This is a genomic window from Gardnerella sp. DNF01157, assembly GCF_049244225.1.
Taxonomy (GTDB): Bacteria; Actinomycetota; Actinomycetes; order Actinomycetales; family Bifidobacteriaceae; genus Bifidobacterium; species Bifidobacterium leopoldii.
On the sequence record NZ_CP058388.1, the window covers coordinates 1,292,573 to 1,311,286 of the forward strand.

The following is an 18,714-nucleotide window of genomic DNA, read 5'->3' on the forward strand; positions in this document are numbered from 1 at the left end:
CGTAAGAAGTGAACTTCAAACGGCAACTTTGTTATTTTGCCACGAAATCGCGACTAATGCAAGATTAAGACACGCCGAAAGCAAAACTTTTATGCAAAAAGCTAGTTATTTAGCGAAAAACCCTCTTTTTTTAAATTTTCGCAAACTGTCAAAACTCTGTCATTAGCCTCGCGCTCGCCGATACTAATGCGAATACCTTCACCAGCAAAAGCGCGAACAGACAATCCTGCAGCAATAAAATGTTCTGTTACTTTCTCAGTATCTGCCCCAAATGGCATCCAGAAGAAGTTTGCGTACGCATCCTCAATATTCCAGCCTTGCTCGCGTAAAGCTTCAACAATGCGCTCGCGCTCAGCAACAAGAGATGCAACACGAGTACTCATCTCCTTGCTTGCGTCATTTTCCAAAGAAGCCAAAGCTGCGACCTGCGCTATTTGAGACACTCCAAATGGCACAGCAACTTTACGCATACCCTCTACGACTTCAGCCGGAGCAATACCATAACCAATGCGCAAACCTGCCAATCCATAAGCCTTGGAGAACGTTTGAGCAACAACTACATTTGGATACTCATGGTACAGCTTTATGCCATTTGCAGTGCCTTTTGCTGTGTTAAACTGCACATAAGCTTCGTCAATAAGTACAAGAACGTCGCTTGGCACAGCATCTAACACCTTGCGAGCTTCCTTCTCGCTAAGTGAAGCAGAAGTTGGATTATTAGGATTATTCAAAATAATCAAACGCGTGCGATCGTTAATAGCTGCAATCATAGCGTCAACATCGTGAGAACCATCGGCACGATTAGGAATCTGAACGCTTGTAGCACCAGCTCCCGTTACAATAATCGGGTAAGCTTCAAAGCTTCTCCAAGGATATATGACCTCATCTCCCGGACCTGCAACCAAGTCAACAAGCTGCGTAATAACTTCCGTAGAGCCGCAACCAAGCACTACTTCGTCTGCAGTCACACCAAAACGCTTAGCAAGTTCTTCAACAACTTCTGTGCCACGCATATTAGGATAACGGTTTATTACATTAAGCGCGCGATTTGAGATTGCTTCTTTTACGCTTTGCAAAGGCTCATAAGGATTTTCGTTACTAGAAATCTTATACGCACGAATGCCGTCCAATTTAGGAGCTGGCTTACCCTGCTTGTAGCTAGGAATTGTATCTACAATATTGCGGTGTTTGTATGTCATACTTCTCCATCATACTCTACACATACCTTAACTGTGCAATAGCGAAAATCCGACTAAAATTGCGCAAGCATGTAAAGAAACTGCCGCTTTATCGCCTTAATCCGACCAAAACTTTACAGCCATGTAAACTTTCTGCCGTTTCCAAGCCAAAATCCAACCAAAACCTTACAACCGCGTAAAGTTTCTGCCGGCTATCCAAATATTTCACGGCACATTCTTACGTACCGCAATAAAAAACGCTGGGAATAACGTTTCCGTCATTTCCAGCGTAAGTTTTATTGTTTCAACCAGCTAAATACTAGCCAAGAATCGCAAGCACATCACGAGAAGACACGATTAAGTAGTCCTCACCTTCGTAATGCACTTCAGTTCCACCGTACTTGGAATAAAGAACCTTGTCTCCAACCTTAACATCCATAGGAATGCGCTCGCCCTTATCGTCACGACGACCAGGACCTACGGCAAGAACTTCACCCTGCTGTGGCTTTTCCTTGGCATTATCTGGAATATACAAGCCAGAAGCAGTCTGAGTTTCCGCTTGAGCTTGCTTAACAATAATCTTATCCTCCAACGGTGTGAGCTTAATCGACACTGTTGCCACCCCTTTCATAAGAGATATTAATTTCGTACGCAAGAAACAATCCGACGAGGCTGACGATCACGTCCGCAACCGCACTTACGCTCTGTGCCTCATAATAGCGCGAATTTAGCACTCTAACAACTCGAGTGCTAATCTTTTAAGAAAATTTTTAGAAAACTCTTAAATCAGGCATTGCGACGAGCAAGAACATCATGCAAATTTGCTACACCAAGTGAGTCTTCAGAACTTTCTGGAGCATCCACTTCGCTTACTTTTTCTTTTTCGTGGAACTGAGAAGAGTTTGCAGCAACAAAATTAGTAGCGGCAGCAGCACTATCAGCGTTAGCAACTGGTACAGCTTTAACTACTTGCTTAGTTGATTTAATTTCCAAACTTTCTGGAGTACGAGATGCCAAATTAGCATTACTTGAATCAGACTTAGTTTGTGAATCAAGCGAGAACGAAATTAAATCTTGATTAGACTGATAGTTTTGCCCCGAAGCCACAGAAGCGTTAGAAGAATCGTATGCGTCTTTATTTTCCGCTTCAACGATATTAGATTCTTTAGATTCAGATTCTTCTTTATACGAACGCTCACGCAACGCTGCATTGCGCTCTTGCTCCGCACGATGTAACGCAACACGAATTTCGCTCTGCTCCATAACCGAAGTTTCAGTATTGTCACGAGATGCGCCATTTCGAACAGGCACTACAGTCTGAGATACAGAATACTCAGCACTGTCGTTTTGGGAAATCGCATCACTACTGTTGATTTCTCCATTAAAATCAGAATCAGATGCAGAAGAATAATCTTTCAACTGACGTATAACAGCACTATTGCGGCGTTCACATAATTCATCCTCAGCTTTGCGTTTCGAAGCAGCGCGCATTGTTGCAATACGCGCCTCCCAAGCACGAGCATGCTTAGAAGCACGAGCTCCAAAATAAAGCACTACTGCCAACATAGCTCCAGGAATAAGAGCAAAAACTGGAGAAAATATACCAGAGCATCCTGCTAAGAATACGACAAAAGTCAAGACAGCAAGCGCAACTACCAACACACAACGACGGCGTATCGCAGCACGCCTAGCAGCGCGAATGCGCGCAATATATTCAGGAGTTAATGTTCGTTTTTGTTGTGTCGGTTGCATACAAGCCCCTTTTGCCAACATACTAGTACCGTCGCAAATACGCGTAGTACTCCACTCACCTACAAGATGAAGTGTTGGTGAAAACCTATCCTCGCGATGTTCAAGCATAGACTTCATGCCGTTAACCGTGCGTTTAGGCAACCACCCGAACCATAAGGCTACGAGGATGACTAATACGAGTACCGCACTCACCGATTCATAACCCATAACTATTAATATAAGGAAGTCATAGGATGTGTAGCAACATAAACATTTCGGCGTGTCGCCAAAATGTGGGATTATTGCACGCGCCATCACACAATATGCTGTGCCGCAATCATTCACTAAGCAAATTTAACACCTATAATAACTGTCATAGTATGTACTAGGATATGTGGAGGAACAGTAAGTTTCTACTTACGTGCTCGTGTAACTTCGGAGGGACTTTTGCCTACTTATCATTATCGTTGCAAGCAATGCGGATACGATTTTTCAGAACATCAATCATTTTCAGATGACCCTATTACCATTTGCCCTCAGTGCGGGAAAGATGCAGTGCACAAAGTGTACTCCGCTCCTCCAATCAACTTTAAAGGCAAAGGCTTTTATCGAACCGATAAATGATTTTGTAAAATTATAAATATTAATTATTGTTTAAATATTGCGCGCTAATAGGTTTTATCCACAGTGCGCAATTTTTCTTGCTCTTGCATTTTTTATATTTCAAAATGCAAGTATGAGCATAAATTTTTCTTTATTTAAATCTCAAAATAACGCAAAAAATAGTGCGTTATTGCAGCGAAGGCAACGCGCTTTCGTGCGGAAAATCATTATTGTGCTATGTGCTGGAATGATGGCTTTACTCGTTGTGTCAACTATTATTGATTCACAAGAGACTCAAGTCATAGCAGTAGCTAAACACAATATTCAGCAAGGTTCACGCGTTAGCGTAAACGATATTGCATACGTTCGAGTGCCTAAGCATAAAGTATTTAATCAAGCGCTATCCAATAATATAAGCGCGAATGCTTCTATTGTTGCAACATGTGAAATACGTAAAGGCATGCCAATTTTGCAAACACTATTAAGTAAAATTCCGCGCATTCCAAAAGGATTCACTTCTATTACCATTCATTTAGCTAGTGCAGATCACACACTGCTTCCTGGCGAAAAAATCGATTTAGCTTTTAGCAAGCCTGTGCAAGATGAAGAAATTTCTAACTCTCAAAATGCAGAAATCCACAACAGCGAAAAATCCAAAAGCAACACTGTGACAAATAACGATAAAAACAAAAACCACGATATTGAAGAAAACAATATTGCAGAAATTGACGAACGCTATGTTAGCGTAGTTCATAATGTTATGGTAATGCAAATAACTCAAAGCACTCAAGCTTCACAAAATCAGCAGAATACTACCACTCTTGCTATGCCTGCTGCAGATGCGTTGCGATTATTACAAGCTCAGTCTGCAAACCCCTCTTTGGCAATTATTGCCATGAAATTGTCACAATGAGATTGCCGTCATGGAATACGTACACGATTAGTAGAAATCAGCGGTAATTACTAGCAATTAGCGATAATAGCCAGTCAGCAACAAGAATAAATCATTCTGCTACTTCTCGCGTATTTCAAGCTCAACTCATACGCTCGGAAAATACAGCCCAGTGAGGCGGCAATTCGCTTAAAATGCGATTATCGTCGTCTTGATTGCGCTGTTGCAAAGTAAGCTCGTCAGAAGGCTCGAGTTTAACGCCATCTGCATCAAAAAGCTCTGAGCCTTCACGAACAACCCTAACCGACCTGCGGGGAGATCTTCTATTGGGATCGTATTTACTCATTCGTTGTCACCATACAATTCCCCGAGACGAGAAACAACACGATCAACCTCTTTTTCAGGATTGACAAAAGCTCCAACGCTCCACACTGTCATAACTGACCAGCCCAAAGATTCCAAATCCTGAATAATCATGCGATGACGTTCACGAGTTGATTGCACGCTCATAAATTGCGCATCATCCGTAAGAACAGCAACAGCAAATGGCTTATCCGCAAGTCCAACTACTAGAGGAATTCTAACGCCATTATCGAAGCCATAGTTGACTGCAACTTTTAATCCACGCGAGCGAATACGCTCAGCTAAATCAGTAAATAGCACATTCCTTTGCGCAGCTTCTGCAGCAATTTGCGCTTCAACATCGTTAGCATCTTCTGGACGAAGCGGCTTATCACTTAACTTCTCAGCCCATTGCAAAAGACTCTTCAAAAGCTTTGGACCATCTTGGTGCAAACGCTCATCTTCCATATCTTTAGATGTAAACGCACTAACAATATCTAGATGACGACGAGCTAGAGCCAAAGCGTCAAGAAGCATACTGCTTCCACCTTCTTCTTCAAGCAATCCAAACTGCTGAAGAAGTCTGCCATGAGATGTTTTTGCATAGCAAAGCGACATAATTACATCTGTTGCTATTGCTCCAGAAGCTTCATTAACGCCCAAAAGTCTCACATGTCGCAAGAATCTAGCCATGTTTTCGTCTTTAATAGACAAAGACTTCAACTCCGCTCCCAAACGACTACGGAACACGTTTGTCAACGTAACTACGACAAGCACATAGCTTGAAGGAACAACCGTAAACGTATTTGCGCGCTGACGAATAAGCTCAACTACTTCATCAATTTCACGCTGGCTGCTTTCAATAAGCCCAGAAGACATTACTGGAACTCCAGTTGCTTCAATTTGATGCAAACGAACTTTGCCTTGCAAACGCTCAACAGGAACGTCGTGACGCAACTTTCCGTAACCATGTTCTTCCAAGAATCGCGCTAAACGAAGCGAGCGCCTTGTTGCTCTAGAAACTACTGTTACAGATGGGAGTAATGAAATAAGCGAACGCAAGCTTTCAGAACTTATTGTTTGCTTATGTGCTAAAACTACTACTTGATGAGCACGAGACAAAATAGATAGCAACTCAATATTTGATATATGAGATGCCGAATCAATTATTACAGTATCTGCAATAGGTCTCAATGGAGTCATCATAGTAAGAGTAGATGGCATAGCTACAAGTATTGGTTTCGCAGCCAAAACAAGTTCCGCATAATTGCGCAATAATTTATTAAAAGTAATTCCAGAACGGTTTCCGGCAAGCATAGTATGTAACTGATTAGCTTCTTGCGTATGCGAGAACAATAAATCACACAAATGCCTCATAGCTTCTTGCTGAACCATTGGACCGATTGAACGCACATGTTCTGTATCAACTTGCACGAATCGATCAGAAGCATCTTGCATTGCTGAGCCATCTTGGTGAGAAATAATTGCAGAAGAATTAACGATATCTTCAAAAACAGTAGTCCACCAAGCTAATTGCAACTCACCGTCAATTGCATTACCTGTAACGTTGCGACGACGCAAATCGCTGACTAAATCAGATAAGCCCGCTTTGCTGAACTCGCGTTCCAAATTGCAACGACCAGGGAGAGTATCTAGAGATGCTCTGTCGTCATGTAAATCTTGCAAACGAGCTTCGAGCTGCGCAAATTCAATATTTTCAAGATCTGCGCCCTTAAGAGTTGTTGCTAACACTGCATCAAGAGCAACTAAATGCCTTGCTAATAATTCTTGAGTATTTACAATATCATCCAATTTTGGCGGCAAAACAGGCCATCCGCCGTGAGGCACGAAAGTACGCCACTGAGCTGCTTGCTGCGCAACAATCTTTAATGCCTCATGCAAATCATCGACTTTAGCTCCAACTCTTAGCAAGCTGCGCGCTTCTCGAACATGATGTCTACGTTCCCAGAAGCCCATAATTGTGCCTTCGGCTTTACGCTGAGCTTTCGGCTTACTCGCTTCAATCATTGCATCTAAATCGCGCTCAAAAATTTCAGGCTGGAATACGTCAAGTACACGTCGCAAATTTTTGAGAACTGTAACTTGACGACTCCACTCACGAGCTGTTGTTGGCACAGGGAAACCACAGCTTTGCACAGTGCTTTTAACTTGTTCTCGAGTTGCTGGAAGAAGCTTAAGAAGCACGTCTACAACACGCTGATATACAGATATAGCTTCATTTTCGTCAAATATCGACGCGCCAAACCAAGGAGTATCTTCAGGATTTATCCTAAACTCTCCAAGTTCATCGGCTTGGTGGAATTTCTTCGACCACTCCTCAATATGACCGGTCATAGCGTGCGCTGCGGCAACATCTAAACGCACATGCGTAGACGGATGGGTTGGGAACATTGCAATTGCTGCAAGATTCTGGATTGTTTGATATGCAGATACTCCCCAAGTTTCGTTGATACCATGAAGATCACCTAAATAACGAGTAAGGCGAGAACGCACTCCAACCAACTCATCTGCAACCTGCTCAAATCGTGAAGTCGCAATACTATGTCTAGCGCCAACTGCTGCAATCAACTGCGCATCGACATGCTTAGCAATATGACCATCCGCAACGTCTAATGCTAATGAGGAAATTTCATGCGTATTCAACGTGTAACGGAAACGCCTCTGCTGTTCAACAACATTAGGCACATACAACACAGAACGTCCTGCAATCACAGAACGAGAAGCAATCGCAGCAGCAATCGCAGCTGAATCCGATCCCGAATCAATATCCACGAACAGAGAGTTTCCAGAAGCAACAAGCTCCGCTGCATAACGCACAACGTTATCTACTTCACCAACTTCGCATTCGCTATGAGGATCTGCGTCGAAAGGACTATATTCTGGCTTATTTGCAGACTGAAGCTTATGAATAGCTCGATCATCGCCAGCCATAGCGTCAATCATTGCATTCCCAACATTGCCAGATTGCAAAGCGTTAATAATTTGTTCACTTTCTGCTACGAAACGCGAACCAGCATCTGTGAAGCAGCCAAGTATAATATCGCGCTCAATATCAAAATCTGGAAAAGCTGAGCGAGCTTGCTTACAAATAGCATCAAACACTACAGAAGTTTCTGGCGTTCCACTTTCATATTGAGATCCGTCGAATAAAACATCTTCCCTAAGTTGAACACCACGCTCACTTAAACGCGACACAAGCGAATTGTTCAGCCCAACACTTCCAGAGAAATAAATAGTGGCGGAGGTTTCATCTTGATTAGTGTCACGAACAACTTTCACAGGATACGTAAGAACAGGCACATGGTTGCCATTCCACGATGCAACACCGACTATTAAAGAAAGCTCGGAAACACCACTTTCGTGCGCTTTTGCGTCTCTATCTTCAAAAACTCGATCTAGCCTTCGCCCAGCAGCTCGCAACATTCCAGCGTCCCGGAATAAAGATTTTAATGTTACTTTTCCGCTTGCAAAAAGTTGCGCAATTCCGGAAGGATGAGCATGCGTCAACTCTAATTGAGCAGCAAGTTGCGTTATATCTTCTAGTGGAGAAGGAGATAGCTGAGCCTGATATTGCTGCTTCCACTCAACTATATGTTGTAAAGCGTTAGTACGAGCGCTGTTCGTATTATTAGAGCCAGATTTTTCTAAAGAACCATCCTCTGACGTAGTATTTTCAACTACTGCATCAGTAAAAACTTGCTCTGACGAATCCTGCTCCACGTTGTTTGTATCACTCATATTCCCACCCTACTTGCTTACTGTTCAATAGCTTTGCGATATGCACTATAACCGCTGTTTCTAGCTAGTGCAGCATCTACTTCAGAATTACCTTGAGCTGCGAGCCACGCGTATAAGTCATCGTATAACCCAGTGTTTGCAGCCAAGAACGGAAGCAACTGCGAATATTGCGCCATCTCAAATTGCTTTGAAAAATCACTACTTTCTTCAGCTTCTTTTGACGTGAATCCGCCGGCTTCCACTACATTTTCTTGAGAGTCAAATTCGCCTTTTGATACTTTTTCAAATACGGAGCCTGGCTCAAATGCAGGTGTGTACTCCGCATCAGAATTGTTAATATCGAGATTATTAGAGTCGAGACTTGTAGTACCGAGATTTGTAGAGCCAAAACTGTTAATATCGAGATTATTAGAACCTGTATTTGCACTATTAAAAGCTGAAGTATTGACAATATTTTCAGCAAAAGTTTCAGTTGAATTTAATGGAGATACTGGAAATTCTTGAGAACTTTCGTTTTGCAATACATTTGTTTCCGAATTAACTGGCGTAACCGAAGAAACCTGAGCAACCGAATCAGCTTGATCAACTGCAGAAACCGAATCAACTGCAGAAACCACAGAATCTTGTTGAGAAGGTTCTTCTTTAGTCGCACTTTCTTGCTGAATTGCTTGCGCATCTGCAAATAAATTACGCGGCTCTACAGGAGCCTCCTGCTGCTCTCGCATAACAGGCAAAGTTACATCATGATTGATTGGAGCAACATCTGTTTGCGAATCATCATTGAGCTGAGTTTGATTTTGCATGCCTTGTTTCCAAGACAACCCAGGATGCGAAACTGATTGAGCATGGAAAACACCTGTTGGCTCACCAGCGCGCAAATCAAGAATTTGGTCTACCGATAAATCTGAAGCTGCAGGCTCATCATGCGATTCATCTGTAGCATAAGAGAACAGATTACGCACTGCGTTATCTTTTTCAACTTCAGCAGATTCTTCTTCTACACGCACAAAATCAACAGGAACATCACCGAATTGCATGCGCATTAAGTTATCTGGAAGTTGAAAATCAACATCAGGCTCTAGACGCAGCAAATCACCATTTTCGCTGACTAAATACGTACCGTTGGTCGAATGCAAATCTCGTATTGTTGCCACGCCTCGCATGTCTACAATTAGCAGCGCATGCCTCTTTGACATAGAACGTTTGTTATCTACTATGTCGACGCGCGCGAAACCATCTTCACGCAACGGGCGTATAGGCTTTCGACCAATCTCTACAGACTGACCTGCACCCACACGTGCCTGCTCGACACCACCAACTGTAATCATCCAGCGCTGCACGGTTTGTCGCTCACTCACGTGATCTGCTCCCTTCAAAAAACATACTACTTACTATTGTGTCATGCTTTGTGTATATTGCGCTAGTATTTGTTGATTTTAAGCATAAAAATAACAAAAGGCTCGGAAGAAACTCCCGAGCCTCGAAACTTGCGATATTACCAACCGTCCCTAGCGGAAAGCAACAACGCAAAGCGCTCAGCATTAATCGGCTAACGAAGCCTGAATCAATAGTAAAAAAGGAAATTTGGCAAACCATATCAACAAGCAAACGCAAACCAAGTAATTGCTGTATAAAACTAAAAGATCTACACAGCGTGCCAAGCACAAAATTTTTATAAAAGCACTTAGTCTAGCGCACCTTTTAGCACACTAGACTAAGTAATTCACAGTAAAACCGACTCAACGATCAACCAATAAGCTAAAGCCCAAATGATTCATCACTGAATCAGATTTCAGCTTAGTGACGGATCTTGCGAAGAGCAGCACCCATGCCAGCAAGCACAGAAGCAGCAACAGCAGCCATAGCTACAGCAGCACCAGTCTTAGCTAAACCAGCAGCAGCGGCACCATTAGCACCAGCGGCAGCACCGTTAGCATTGTTGTTCTGCTGAGCAGAAGCCTTGGTATCCTTACCCTTCTGACCCTGCTTAGCAGCAGCCTGAACTTCCTTACCAAACTTACCGCTCATAGCAGAAGCATAAGCATGCTTCAAACCAGGAACAGCTGGGAATGTTGGAGCCAAAGGATCAGAAGTCACAACTGGTGGCAACAAAGATGGGTTCACACCGGCAGCAACAGCCTCATTGTAAACAGCCTTGTAAAGAGCCAAAGCCTCATTATAAGCCTTTACAGCAGCCTTGGCAGCAGCCAAAGCAGCATTATAGTCGGCAGTAGCCTTGTCAAGAGCATTCATTGCACGGACAAGATGAGCCTTAGCGCGGTCCACAGCATCACGCAAACGAGTCTCGGTAGCAGAATCATTCGTACCAGAAGTCAAGAATGCATTGAGCTTTTCCTGAGCATCATTGAAGGCATTCACGCGTGCATTGAACTCAGCAAGAGCAGCAACCAAAGCCTTATAAGCATCATTGAACTTATTCTTAGCAACAGCAAGTTCATCATCCTTATTGTCCAAGTTCATCTTAGCAAGACGAACCTTGTTAATAAGAGCCCTCTTAATCTGATCCTCAGTTGGATCTGGGTTAGAGCAGTTATTAACGTTGTCCAAAGCCTTGAGATACTGGGCATGAGCATCATTAGCAGCAGCGAGCTTAGCATCGTAGGTTGCCTTGTCTCCAACATACTTGTTCTTCTGATTTACATATGCCTGAGCAGCTGCAGCATCTTCTGGCTTGGTGCCATTAGGAAGAGGAGTCACCATCTTAAGCTTGCCATCATTGCCATCAGCCACATACAAAGCCTTAACTTCAGCCTTAGATGGCTCTTGTGGCTCTTGTGGAACAGCTGGAACTTCAGCCTTTGCATCATCCCAAGCCTTCTTAGCTAAAGCAGCGATAGACTCATTCTTGCTCTTAAGATTCCAATCTGCCTTATTCGCTGGGCAATCTGGAACGTTAACATCAGCCATTGCTGGTGCAGCAAAAGCGAAACCGGAGAGGAGGGTGGCGCCAGCAGCGAATGCGGCGATAGCCTTCTTATTCAACATAATATTTTTCCTTTCTTCTTCTCCTTCGTGCTAGGTACACGAAGAAAAATTTGCTGTGTAACTCCAACCGGAGCCACACACGCCCGTCAAACTAGGACTGACCGGCGTTTGCTATTAACATACCCCCCCCCGTTCGAAAAAGTCAAGAGCCAACACACAACTCATTAACAAAAAACATTCATATTTTTATAAAAATATTTCAGTCAAACTATTTTCAAGAATAAAAAATACAGTATTATGCGTTATTTTTCGTAAAAATGTCAATTTCAAGGTTTTTAAAGATTTTTCTCAGAAAACTCTCAGGAAACTCTTGAATACTCCCCCAACCAGCCGCAAAACCGTTGCAATATAGCCACTCTTGTGCGACACGCCAACAACCCACTTTTACATGACGCGCGCGGCAGTTCCTCTACGTTCATACAAAAACAATACCGCTTCTTGGCCTATAACCCAGCAAATAAAAAAATCGGGCGACGCATAAATGCATCGCCCGCAAAACTTTCGTTTTCAAATCGTATCTAATAAATTACTATGATGGCTGTACATTATATACAATCTCTTTACAAAAAGTATACATCTGTTGCACTGATGTAGATGACTTATACAAGTCCCTATTACTAATCATCCTACCGTCAAACAATTCTTTGATTTCCTGTAAACAATGATTCTTCAAATCCTCACTTTTTATAACATCATCCACCGCAATAAGCAGCGAAATAAAATCTTGCACACAGTTATTTTTTAATCGGTTTTGAATAGTCCTTTTTCTTACATCAGGCAATAATTTAACAAGTCTAGAAGCTAAATAACTATTGTAAAAACCATCTTTATTTGTTAAATCATGAATAACACAATTGCTATGAGCGGCAGCATTTCGTATATTCCTTATGCTATCCAACAATGTACAATTAAATTCATTATATTCATACTTTGAACAGTAATACTTATAAAAATTAACAAATTCTCCAAATGGAATCACTTCCAGAAAAACATATATAGGATACTTGGGGTGAGTATATTTACCCAATATAGTCTTTACATACGCAGTAGAACGTCTGTTATTAAGCTCTGTTATAATGCGTGGATACTTTGCGATATATTCACTTACTATACTGAATTCATCAATATTTTTTTCTTGTATATTTTTTAATATATTAACTTTTAAAGAATGTTCCACGCTAAGACTTGCACTAATAATCCAACGTCGTAAATACATATCAATAGTAGATAAATCTTTTAGAGCCATAAAATCAAGACCCACATATTTACCATTATGCTTATGAAAATTGGTTTTATAGGCAGTGACCTTAACATAATAATTATGCTCATTCAAAAATGAAATAGCATCCTTAATTGTACATTTTTGAAAAGTAACACCCTTACCTTTTAGCTTATCTATAAGTTGCTCTGTCTGTAACATGAAACACCACCTATCCATAAGCAAAATAATCTAAATAACTAAGAAAACTATTTATTTTCCTTTAATGATTCAAGTATAAGAAAGAATAGGAAAAGCAAAAAGAGTAAGTGCCTAAGTAGATAGGTAGGTAAGCAAGTAAGTAAATAAGTACGTAAATACAAAGAAAAGGGCTCGGAGAATAAGTACCAAATAAAAGCACTAAACCCAAGCCCTTAATAAACTGGCCTATCTCCCTAAAAATAAACCAGCCTTACACTCAACAGTCCCACTCACAAACCATACCACAATCCCACTGTCAAGAAAGAGATCTGGCAAAACAGTAAAATTATGAAACAGCCTACAAGCAACTCGCCGCAAAACACTGAACAGTATTTACGGCACGTTGAGTGAAAGATTTAACAAGTGAGCGCACCATACTTACATACAGCACGCTCACAAATCATTAAACAATCAACACACTTAATGTGCTAACAGCTTAGTGACGAATCTTGCGAAGAGCAGCACCCATGCCAGCAAGCACGGAAGCAGCAACAGCAGCCAAAGCTACAGCAGCACCGGTCTTAGCCAATGGAGCAGCAGCAACTGGGGTCTTAGCAGCAGACTTCTTATCAGACTTCTTATCAGACTTCTTAACATCAGCCTTCTTGCCACCAAGATTGTTCAAGAACTTAGCAAAGCGTTCCTTACTTTCCTTGTAAGCCTTCTCAGCTTTAGCAAGCTCATCCTTGGCTTCCTTCTCATTCTTAGTAGCAGCAGAAATACTATCTAAGAATGGAACATTAGTGTAGTAAGCCTTACGCAAAGCAGCAGCAGCTTCATGTTCACCTTCAGCGTCAAGATAATCAGCCTGAGCCAACATATCAGCCCACTTAGCCTTCAAAGCATTCAAAGCAGCAGTAGCTTCATTAGCCTTGGACCTAGCTGCTGAAACCTCTGCAGCACCACGACCATTCAAGGTGCCCAAAGAACCATTTACAATGTCTCCCTTTTCGGAACCGTTAAGGAAGTTGTCAAAAGCCTTGGACTTATCGAGATTATCTAAAACTGCCTTATTTTCCTTAGCTTTGTTCTCTTCAACTTTTTTAGCCAACTCAGCTGCATCAGCCTTTTCCTGCTTCTTAGCATTCTCAATAGCTGTTTGAGGTAAATTCGCACTATCAGCCATTGCTGGGGCAGCAAAAGCGAAACCGGAGAGGAGGGTGGCGCCAGCAGCAAATGCGGCGATAGCCTTCTTATTCAACATAATAATTTCCTTTCTTCTTCTCCTTCGTGCTAGGTACACGAAGAAAAATTTGCTGTGCAACTCCAAACGGAGCCACACACGCCCGTCAAACTAGGACCGACCGGCGTTTGCTATTAACATACCCCCCCCCCCGTTCGAAAAAGTCAAGAGCCAACACACAACTCATTAATAAAAAACATTCATATTTTTATGAAAATATTTCAGTCAAATTATTTTTAAAAGTAAAAAATACAGTATTATGCGTTATTTTTCGTAAAAATGTCAATTTCAAGGTTTTTAAAGATTTTTCTCAGAAAACTCTCAGGAAACTCTTGAATACTCCCCCAACCAGCCGCAAAACCGTTGCAAAACCGCCATTCCCTCGCGACACGCCAACAACCCACTTTTACATGACGCGCGCGGCAAAAACTTTACGCGCGAGTAAAGGAAAAGTCGTTTACGCGCCTTAATCCGGCAAAAACTTTACAGCGTTGTAAATAAAAGGTCGTTTGCGTGCGAAATAGCGGCAAAAACTTTACGCACGAGTAAAGAAAAGGTTGGGACGCAACAAAAAAGGCGGCAGGAATAATCCTACCGCCTAATTTTCACTATGCACACACGCATAAAACTGCGTTACGCGCAAAGCAACAAAAAGTTAGAACTACTTAAGTTCAACGGAAGCGCCGGCCTCTTCGAGGGCAGCCTTAGCCTTCTCAGCATCTTCCTTCTTAGCCTTCTCGAGAACAGCCTTTGGAGCGCCGTCCACGAGAGCCTTAGCTTCAGCCAAGCCGAGGCTGGTCAAAGCACGCACAGCCTTGATGACTGCAATCTTCTTATCGCCAGCAGCGGTGAGAACGACGTCAAACTCGTCCTTCTCTTCCTCAGCAGCACCAGCAGCAGCTGGAGCAGCAGCAACAGCGGCTACAGGAGCAGCAGCTTCGACATCAAACTTATCTTCGAATGCCTTGACGAACTCAGAGAGCTCAACGAGGGTCATTTCACCGAAAGCTTCAAGAAGCTCTTCGTTAGTGAGCTTAGCCATAATTGGCTTCCTTTCTTACTTGGCCGGGCATACCTTATGCCTTACGACCATAACATTTTTATATTTGGTTGGTCTCATGCAGCAAGCTGCAAGGGAATCAAGCGGCCTTTTCCTGCTTCTCGCGCAAAGCGTCGATTGTACGAACTGCCTTGGTTGGCAATGCGTTGAACAGGCAAGCGGCCTTGGACATGGTGCCCTTGAGCGCGCCGGCCATTTCGGAAAGCAACTGTGGGCGCGACTTCAAGTCGGCGAGCTGCTTTGCACCTTCGGCATCGTAAACGGTTCCATCTGCGAAACCGCCCTTAATGACGAGGGCTTTATTCTCTTTGGCAAAATCACGCAAGGTCTTAGCAGCCTCAATGAAATCACCCTTAACGAAGGTGACTGCAGTTGGGCCGGCGAGAAGCTCGTCGAGACCTTCAATGCCCGCTTCCTTAGCAGCAATACGAGCAAGCGTGTTCTTAGCCACAGAGTAGGAAGTATCGCGGCCTAGCTTTTCGCGCAGAGTAGAAATCTGCGGAACGGTAAGCCCGCGGTACTCGGTGAGGTAGATAGCGTCTGCATTACGGAAAAGTTCCGTAAGCTCGGCAACTACCGCTTCCTTTTCGGGCCTCTTCATGGCGTTCCTTCCTAAATTGGCCGTAGGTGAAAGAAACGCATCAAGCTTAATTAAACAGGGCAATAAAAAAGCCCTGCGCACTGGCAGAGCAACATAAGAAGCACTAAAGCGTGCTAAATTTTCGACTCATAACGAGATCCGCTATAAATCCTCGCTCAACCTGTGCTGGCATGACACATCAATTTCAGGAATCTCGCGATCCCACCAACGGTCTGTGGTTTACGTTGGGTAATTTTAATACGCTGTTAGGACAATGTCAAGAGAAATATTATAGAAATAAAAAAGAGGGCATACAATTTACATACCCTCTAATTTTTTAATTTTTACTTTTATATTTTTTGTTTCACAAGTTCACTACTTGTAAAATGCACCCTTACATTAAATGCACATTTACAGCACAGCATTAGCAACAAAATCAAGTAAGAACAGCAAAGAAACAATCCAAAGCATTGGATGAACTTCTTTAGCACGCTTCTTGCAAGTCATTACCAAGCAGTACATAATAAAGCCGGCGGCGATACCATAAGAAATGTTGTAAGAGAATGCCATGAACACTGCAGCGAAGAATGCAGGAATTGCCTCAGAAATATCATCCCAAGCAATTTCCTTCAAAGAGCTTGCCATCATGCAACCAACAACCACAAGCACACCGGCAGTTGCAGCAGCAGGAACAGCGGAAACTACAGGAGCAAGCACTATAGAAAGCGCGAAGCAAATAGACACAACTACGGAAGTCAAACCGGTACGACCACCAGCACCAATACCTGCAGCAGACTCTACATAAGTAGTGGTATTAGAAGTACCGAAAATTGCACCAACAGAAGTTGCGATGGAATCAGCGAACAAAGCGCGATCCATCTTGGAACTAAAACCGGAGCCGTTTTCAAGAGCTTTTTCGTCAGCCTCAGAGAAGATACCTGTACGACGACCAGTGCCAATGAAGGTACCCAAGGTGTCGAAAGTATCAGACATTGAGAATGCAAAAATCGTTATCAAAACAAGCGGAACACGCGAAGGGTCTGCAAACAGCGTTGAGAAGCCTTTGTCGCTAAATATTGCGCAGAAAGTAGTTGGCAAATTATTAAAAGCTTCTGAAACTGAAACAGAATTGCTCATGGTTGTAAGTCCCATTGGAATACCGATTAATGCAGTAACAACAATGGAAATAAGCAAAGATCCACGAACATTCAACACAGTAAGCACGATTGCCAAAAGCAATCCAATGAGGAACAACCACAATACTGGGTTCTTTAAAACAGCAAGACCTGGAATTGCAGGAGCTGCACCAAAATGAGACGCAACTTTTGCAGCTTTGTCATCCTTTGGAGTGAACTTAATCAAATCAACGTTCACCATGCCAACATAAGCCACAAATAAACCAATGCCACCGCCGATTGCGTGTTGTAACGAAGTCGGGATGGCACGAATAATCATTTTACGAATTTTAGTAACGGTAATAATAATGTTAATTAAACCGCATAAGAACACCATGCACATTGCATGCTGCCAACTAAAGCCTAAGCCTTTTACGACTGTGAACGTAAAGAATGCATTTAAGCCCATACCAGCAGCCTGAGCATAAGGCACGTTAGCAAATAAGCCCATAACAAGCGTGCCAATAATAGCAGCAATAATTGTTGCTAAGAACACGCCACCCCATGGCATACCAGTTTCTTTTAATACATTTGGATTTACGATGATAATGTACGACATTGCGAAGAATGTAGTGAGACCTGCAGTGATCTCCGTTGATACATTCGTGCCGTTTTCTTTGAGATGGAAGAACTTTTCCATAAACTCTCTGTTCCTTGGTTTACAAGCGCAAAAGACCAGAAAAGCGCGGCGAAAGCACTTGAGCAATCGCGTACGCAATTACATTTGGGCATTCACGCAGAGGTTACTGCGACTCGTCGAATGAACGAAGGCATCACAAAATCTCACATAAAATTATGAAAATTGCGAAACCTTTGAACAACCGAACAGCTCTGACCTTACGCGCACGTGCTGACCAAGGAAATACACCGAAATCAAAAAAATATATAACAAATCAGCCAAAACGACCGGAAATATAACGCTCAGCTTCAGCGTTGCGCGGATTGTTGAACATAGTAGTTGTGTCTGCAAAGTATTCCAGATGACCTGGTTTCCCGACAGCTTTCAAATTAAAGAATGCAGTGTAGTCTGCAACACGCGCAGCCTGTTGCATATTATGCGTCACGATCACAATCGTGTAATCGTTTTTAAGCTCATTAATCAAATCTTCTACAGCCAACGTAGAAATAGGGTCAAGAGCTGAGCAAGGCTCATCCATAAGTAAAACTTGCGGATGCACAGCCACAGCCCTAGCAATGCAAAGTCGCTGCTGCTGACCGCCAGAAAGACCAATACCCGGCTTATCTAAGCGATCCTTAACTTCATTCCACAAGTTCGCGCCTCGCAAAGCCCACTCAACTAAATCGTCAGCATCACTCTTAGCAATTTTACGATTATTCAAACGAACTCCAGCAAGCACGTTTTCGCGAATAGACATTGTTGGGAAAGGATTTGGGCGCTGGAAAACCATGCCAACATCGCGGCGGACAGCCACAGGATCCACATCTTTGCCATATAAATCGCGGCCTTCAAGAAGCACCTGTCCTTCTACTCGCGCGCCCGGAGTGATTTCGTGCATGCGGTCTAAGGTGCGCAAAACTGTTGATTTTCCACATCCGGAAGGTCCGATAAAAGCCGTCACTTTATTTGGCTCAATATTAATATTCACATCTTCTACAGCAAGAAAATCGCCATAATAAATATTCAGATGCTTCACATCAATTCGCTGACCCATTTTATGCTCACTTTCTAAAAATTTAATTCGTTTTGCTTTGCTTTATTTCGCTTCGCTTTGCTTTACTTTATTT

The 18,714-nt window shown here is 42.7% G+C and carries 15 protein-coding genes; 2 read left to right on the plus strand and 13 right to left on the minus strand.

The annotated features are described in order from the left end of the window. Positions 1–101 precede the first annotated feature (101 nt). The 3 genes from hisC to HXT38_RS05015 all read right to left on the minus strand — a co-directional run bounded on the left by hisC (position 102) and on the right by HXT38_RS05015 (position 3,047). A complete protein-coding gene (gene hisC / locus HXT38_RS05005) occupies positions 102–1,199 on the minus strand; it encodes a histidinol-phosphate transaminase (protein WP_421789144.1) in 1,098 nt (365 codons plus the stop codon). Positions 1,200–1,497: 298 nt separating this feature from the next. After that, positions 1,498–1,791 (minus strand): co-chaperone GroES, encoded by a 294-nt coding sequence (groES, locus tag HXT38_RS05010; RefSeq protein ID WP_004114319.1) that lies wholly within the window; start codon positions 1,789–1,791, stop codon positions 1,498–1,500. Positions 1,792–1,964: 173 nt separating this feature from the next. Beyond that, the gene (locus HXT38_RS05015) at positions 1,965–3,047 is read right to left on the minus strand and encodes a hypothetical protein (protein ID WP_032835317.1); all 1,083 of its coding nucleotides are present in this window, start codon (positions 3,045–3,047) and stop codon (positions 1,965–1,967) included. Positions 3,048–3,356: 309 nt separating this feature from the next. Between HXT38_RS05015 and HXT38_RS05020 the strand changes: the two genes are divergently transcribed. Continuing rightward, the gene (locus HXT38_RS05020) at positions 3,357–3,533 is read left to right on the plus strand and encodes an FmdB family zinc ribbon protein (RefSeq protein ID WP_004574103.1); all 177 of its coding nucleotides are present in this window, start codon (positions 3,357–3,359) and stop codon (positions 3,531–3,533) included. 112 nt (positions 3,534–3,645) lie between these two features. Beyond that, complete coding sequence (locus HXT38_RS05025; protein ID WP_004105562.1) at positions 3,646–4,425, plus strand: SAF domain-containing protein; 780 nt, start codon at positions 3,646–3,648, stop codon at positions 4,423–4,425. Positions 4,426–4,546: 121 nt separating this feature from the next. Here HXT38_RS05025 and HXT38_RS05030 read toward each other — a convergent pair whose 3' ends face one another. From HXT38_RS05030 to pstB, 10 genes are all read right to left on the minus strand, one after another. Then, a complete protein-coding gene (locus tag HXT38_RS05030) occupies positions 4,547–4,750 on the minus strand; it encodes a hypothetical protein (RefSeq protein WP_004105564.1) in 204 nt (67 codons plus the stop codon). Continuing rightward, positions 4,747–8,505, minus strand: coding sequence for a hypothetical protein (locus tag HXT38_RS05035; protein WP_004574106.1), 3,759 nt, complete (start codon positions 8,503–8,505; stop codon positions 4,747–4,749). Before HXT38_RS05035 ends, HXT38_RS05030 begins: the two co-directional genes overlap by 4 nt. Before the next feature lie 17 nt (positions 8,506–8,522). Beyond that, entirely contained in the window at positions 8,523–9,863 is a 1,341-nt protein-coding gene (locus tag HXT38_RS05040) for an FHA domain-containing protein (protein ID WP_004574107.1), read from the minus strand. A gap of 439 nt (positions 9,864–10,302) precedes the next feature. Next, entirely contained in the window at positions 10,303–11,511 is a 1,209-nt protein-coding gene (locus HXT38_RS05045; protein WP_116442588.1) for a hypothetical protein, read from the minus strand. Between the two features lie 529 nt (positions 11,512–12,040). After that, on the minus strand, positions 12,041–12,931 hold the full coding sequence (locus HXT38_RS05050; RefSeq protein WP_234025939.1) for an Abi family protein: 891 nt from the start codon (positions 12,929–12,931) through the stop codon (positions 12,041–12,043). A 475-nt stretch (positions 12,932–13,406) separates the two neighbouring features. After that, positions 13,407–14,174: a hypothetical protein gene (locus HXT38_RS05055; RefSeq protein ID WP_004574110.1), complete on the minus strand. Its 768-nt coding sequence runs from the start codon at positions 14,172–14,174 to the stop codon at positions 13,407–13,409. 640 nt (positions 14,175–14,814) lie between these two features. Next, positions 14,815–15,195: a 50S ribosomal protein L7/L12 gene (gene rplL / locus HXT38_RS05060; protein WP_004105575.1), complete on the minus strand. Its 381-nt coding sequence runs from the start codon at positions 15,193–15,195 to the stop codon at positions 14,815–14,817. 97 nt (positions 15,196–15,292) lie between these two features. Continuing rightward, entirely contained in the window at positions 15,293–15,814 is a 522-nt protein-coding gene (gene rplJ, locus HXT38_RS05065) for a 50S ribosomal protein L10 (protein WP_004105577.1), read from the minus strand. A gap of 390 nt (positions 15,815–16,204) precedes the next feature. Further along, positions 16,205–17,608: an NCS2 family permease gene (locus tag HXT38_RS05070; RefSeq protein ID WP_004105579.1), complete on the minus strand. Its 1,404-nt coding sequence runs from the start codon at positions 17,606–17,608 to the stop codon at positions 16,205–16,207. A gap of 253 nt (positions 17,609–17,861) precedes the next feature. Further along, complete coding sequence (gene pstB, locus HXT38_RS05075) at positions 17,862–18,641, minus strand: phosphate ABC transporter ATP-binding protein PstB (RefSeq protein ID WP_004105584.1); 780 nt, start codon at positions 18,639–18,641, stop codon at positions 17,862–17,864. Positions 18,642–18,714 lie beyond the last annotated feature (73 nt).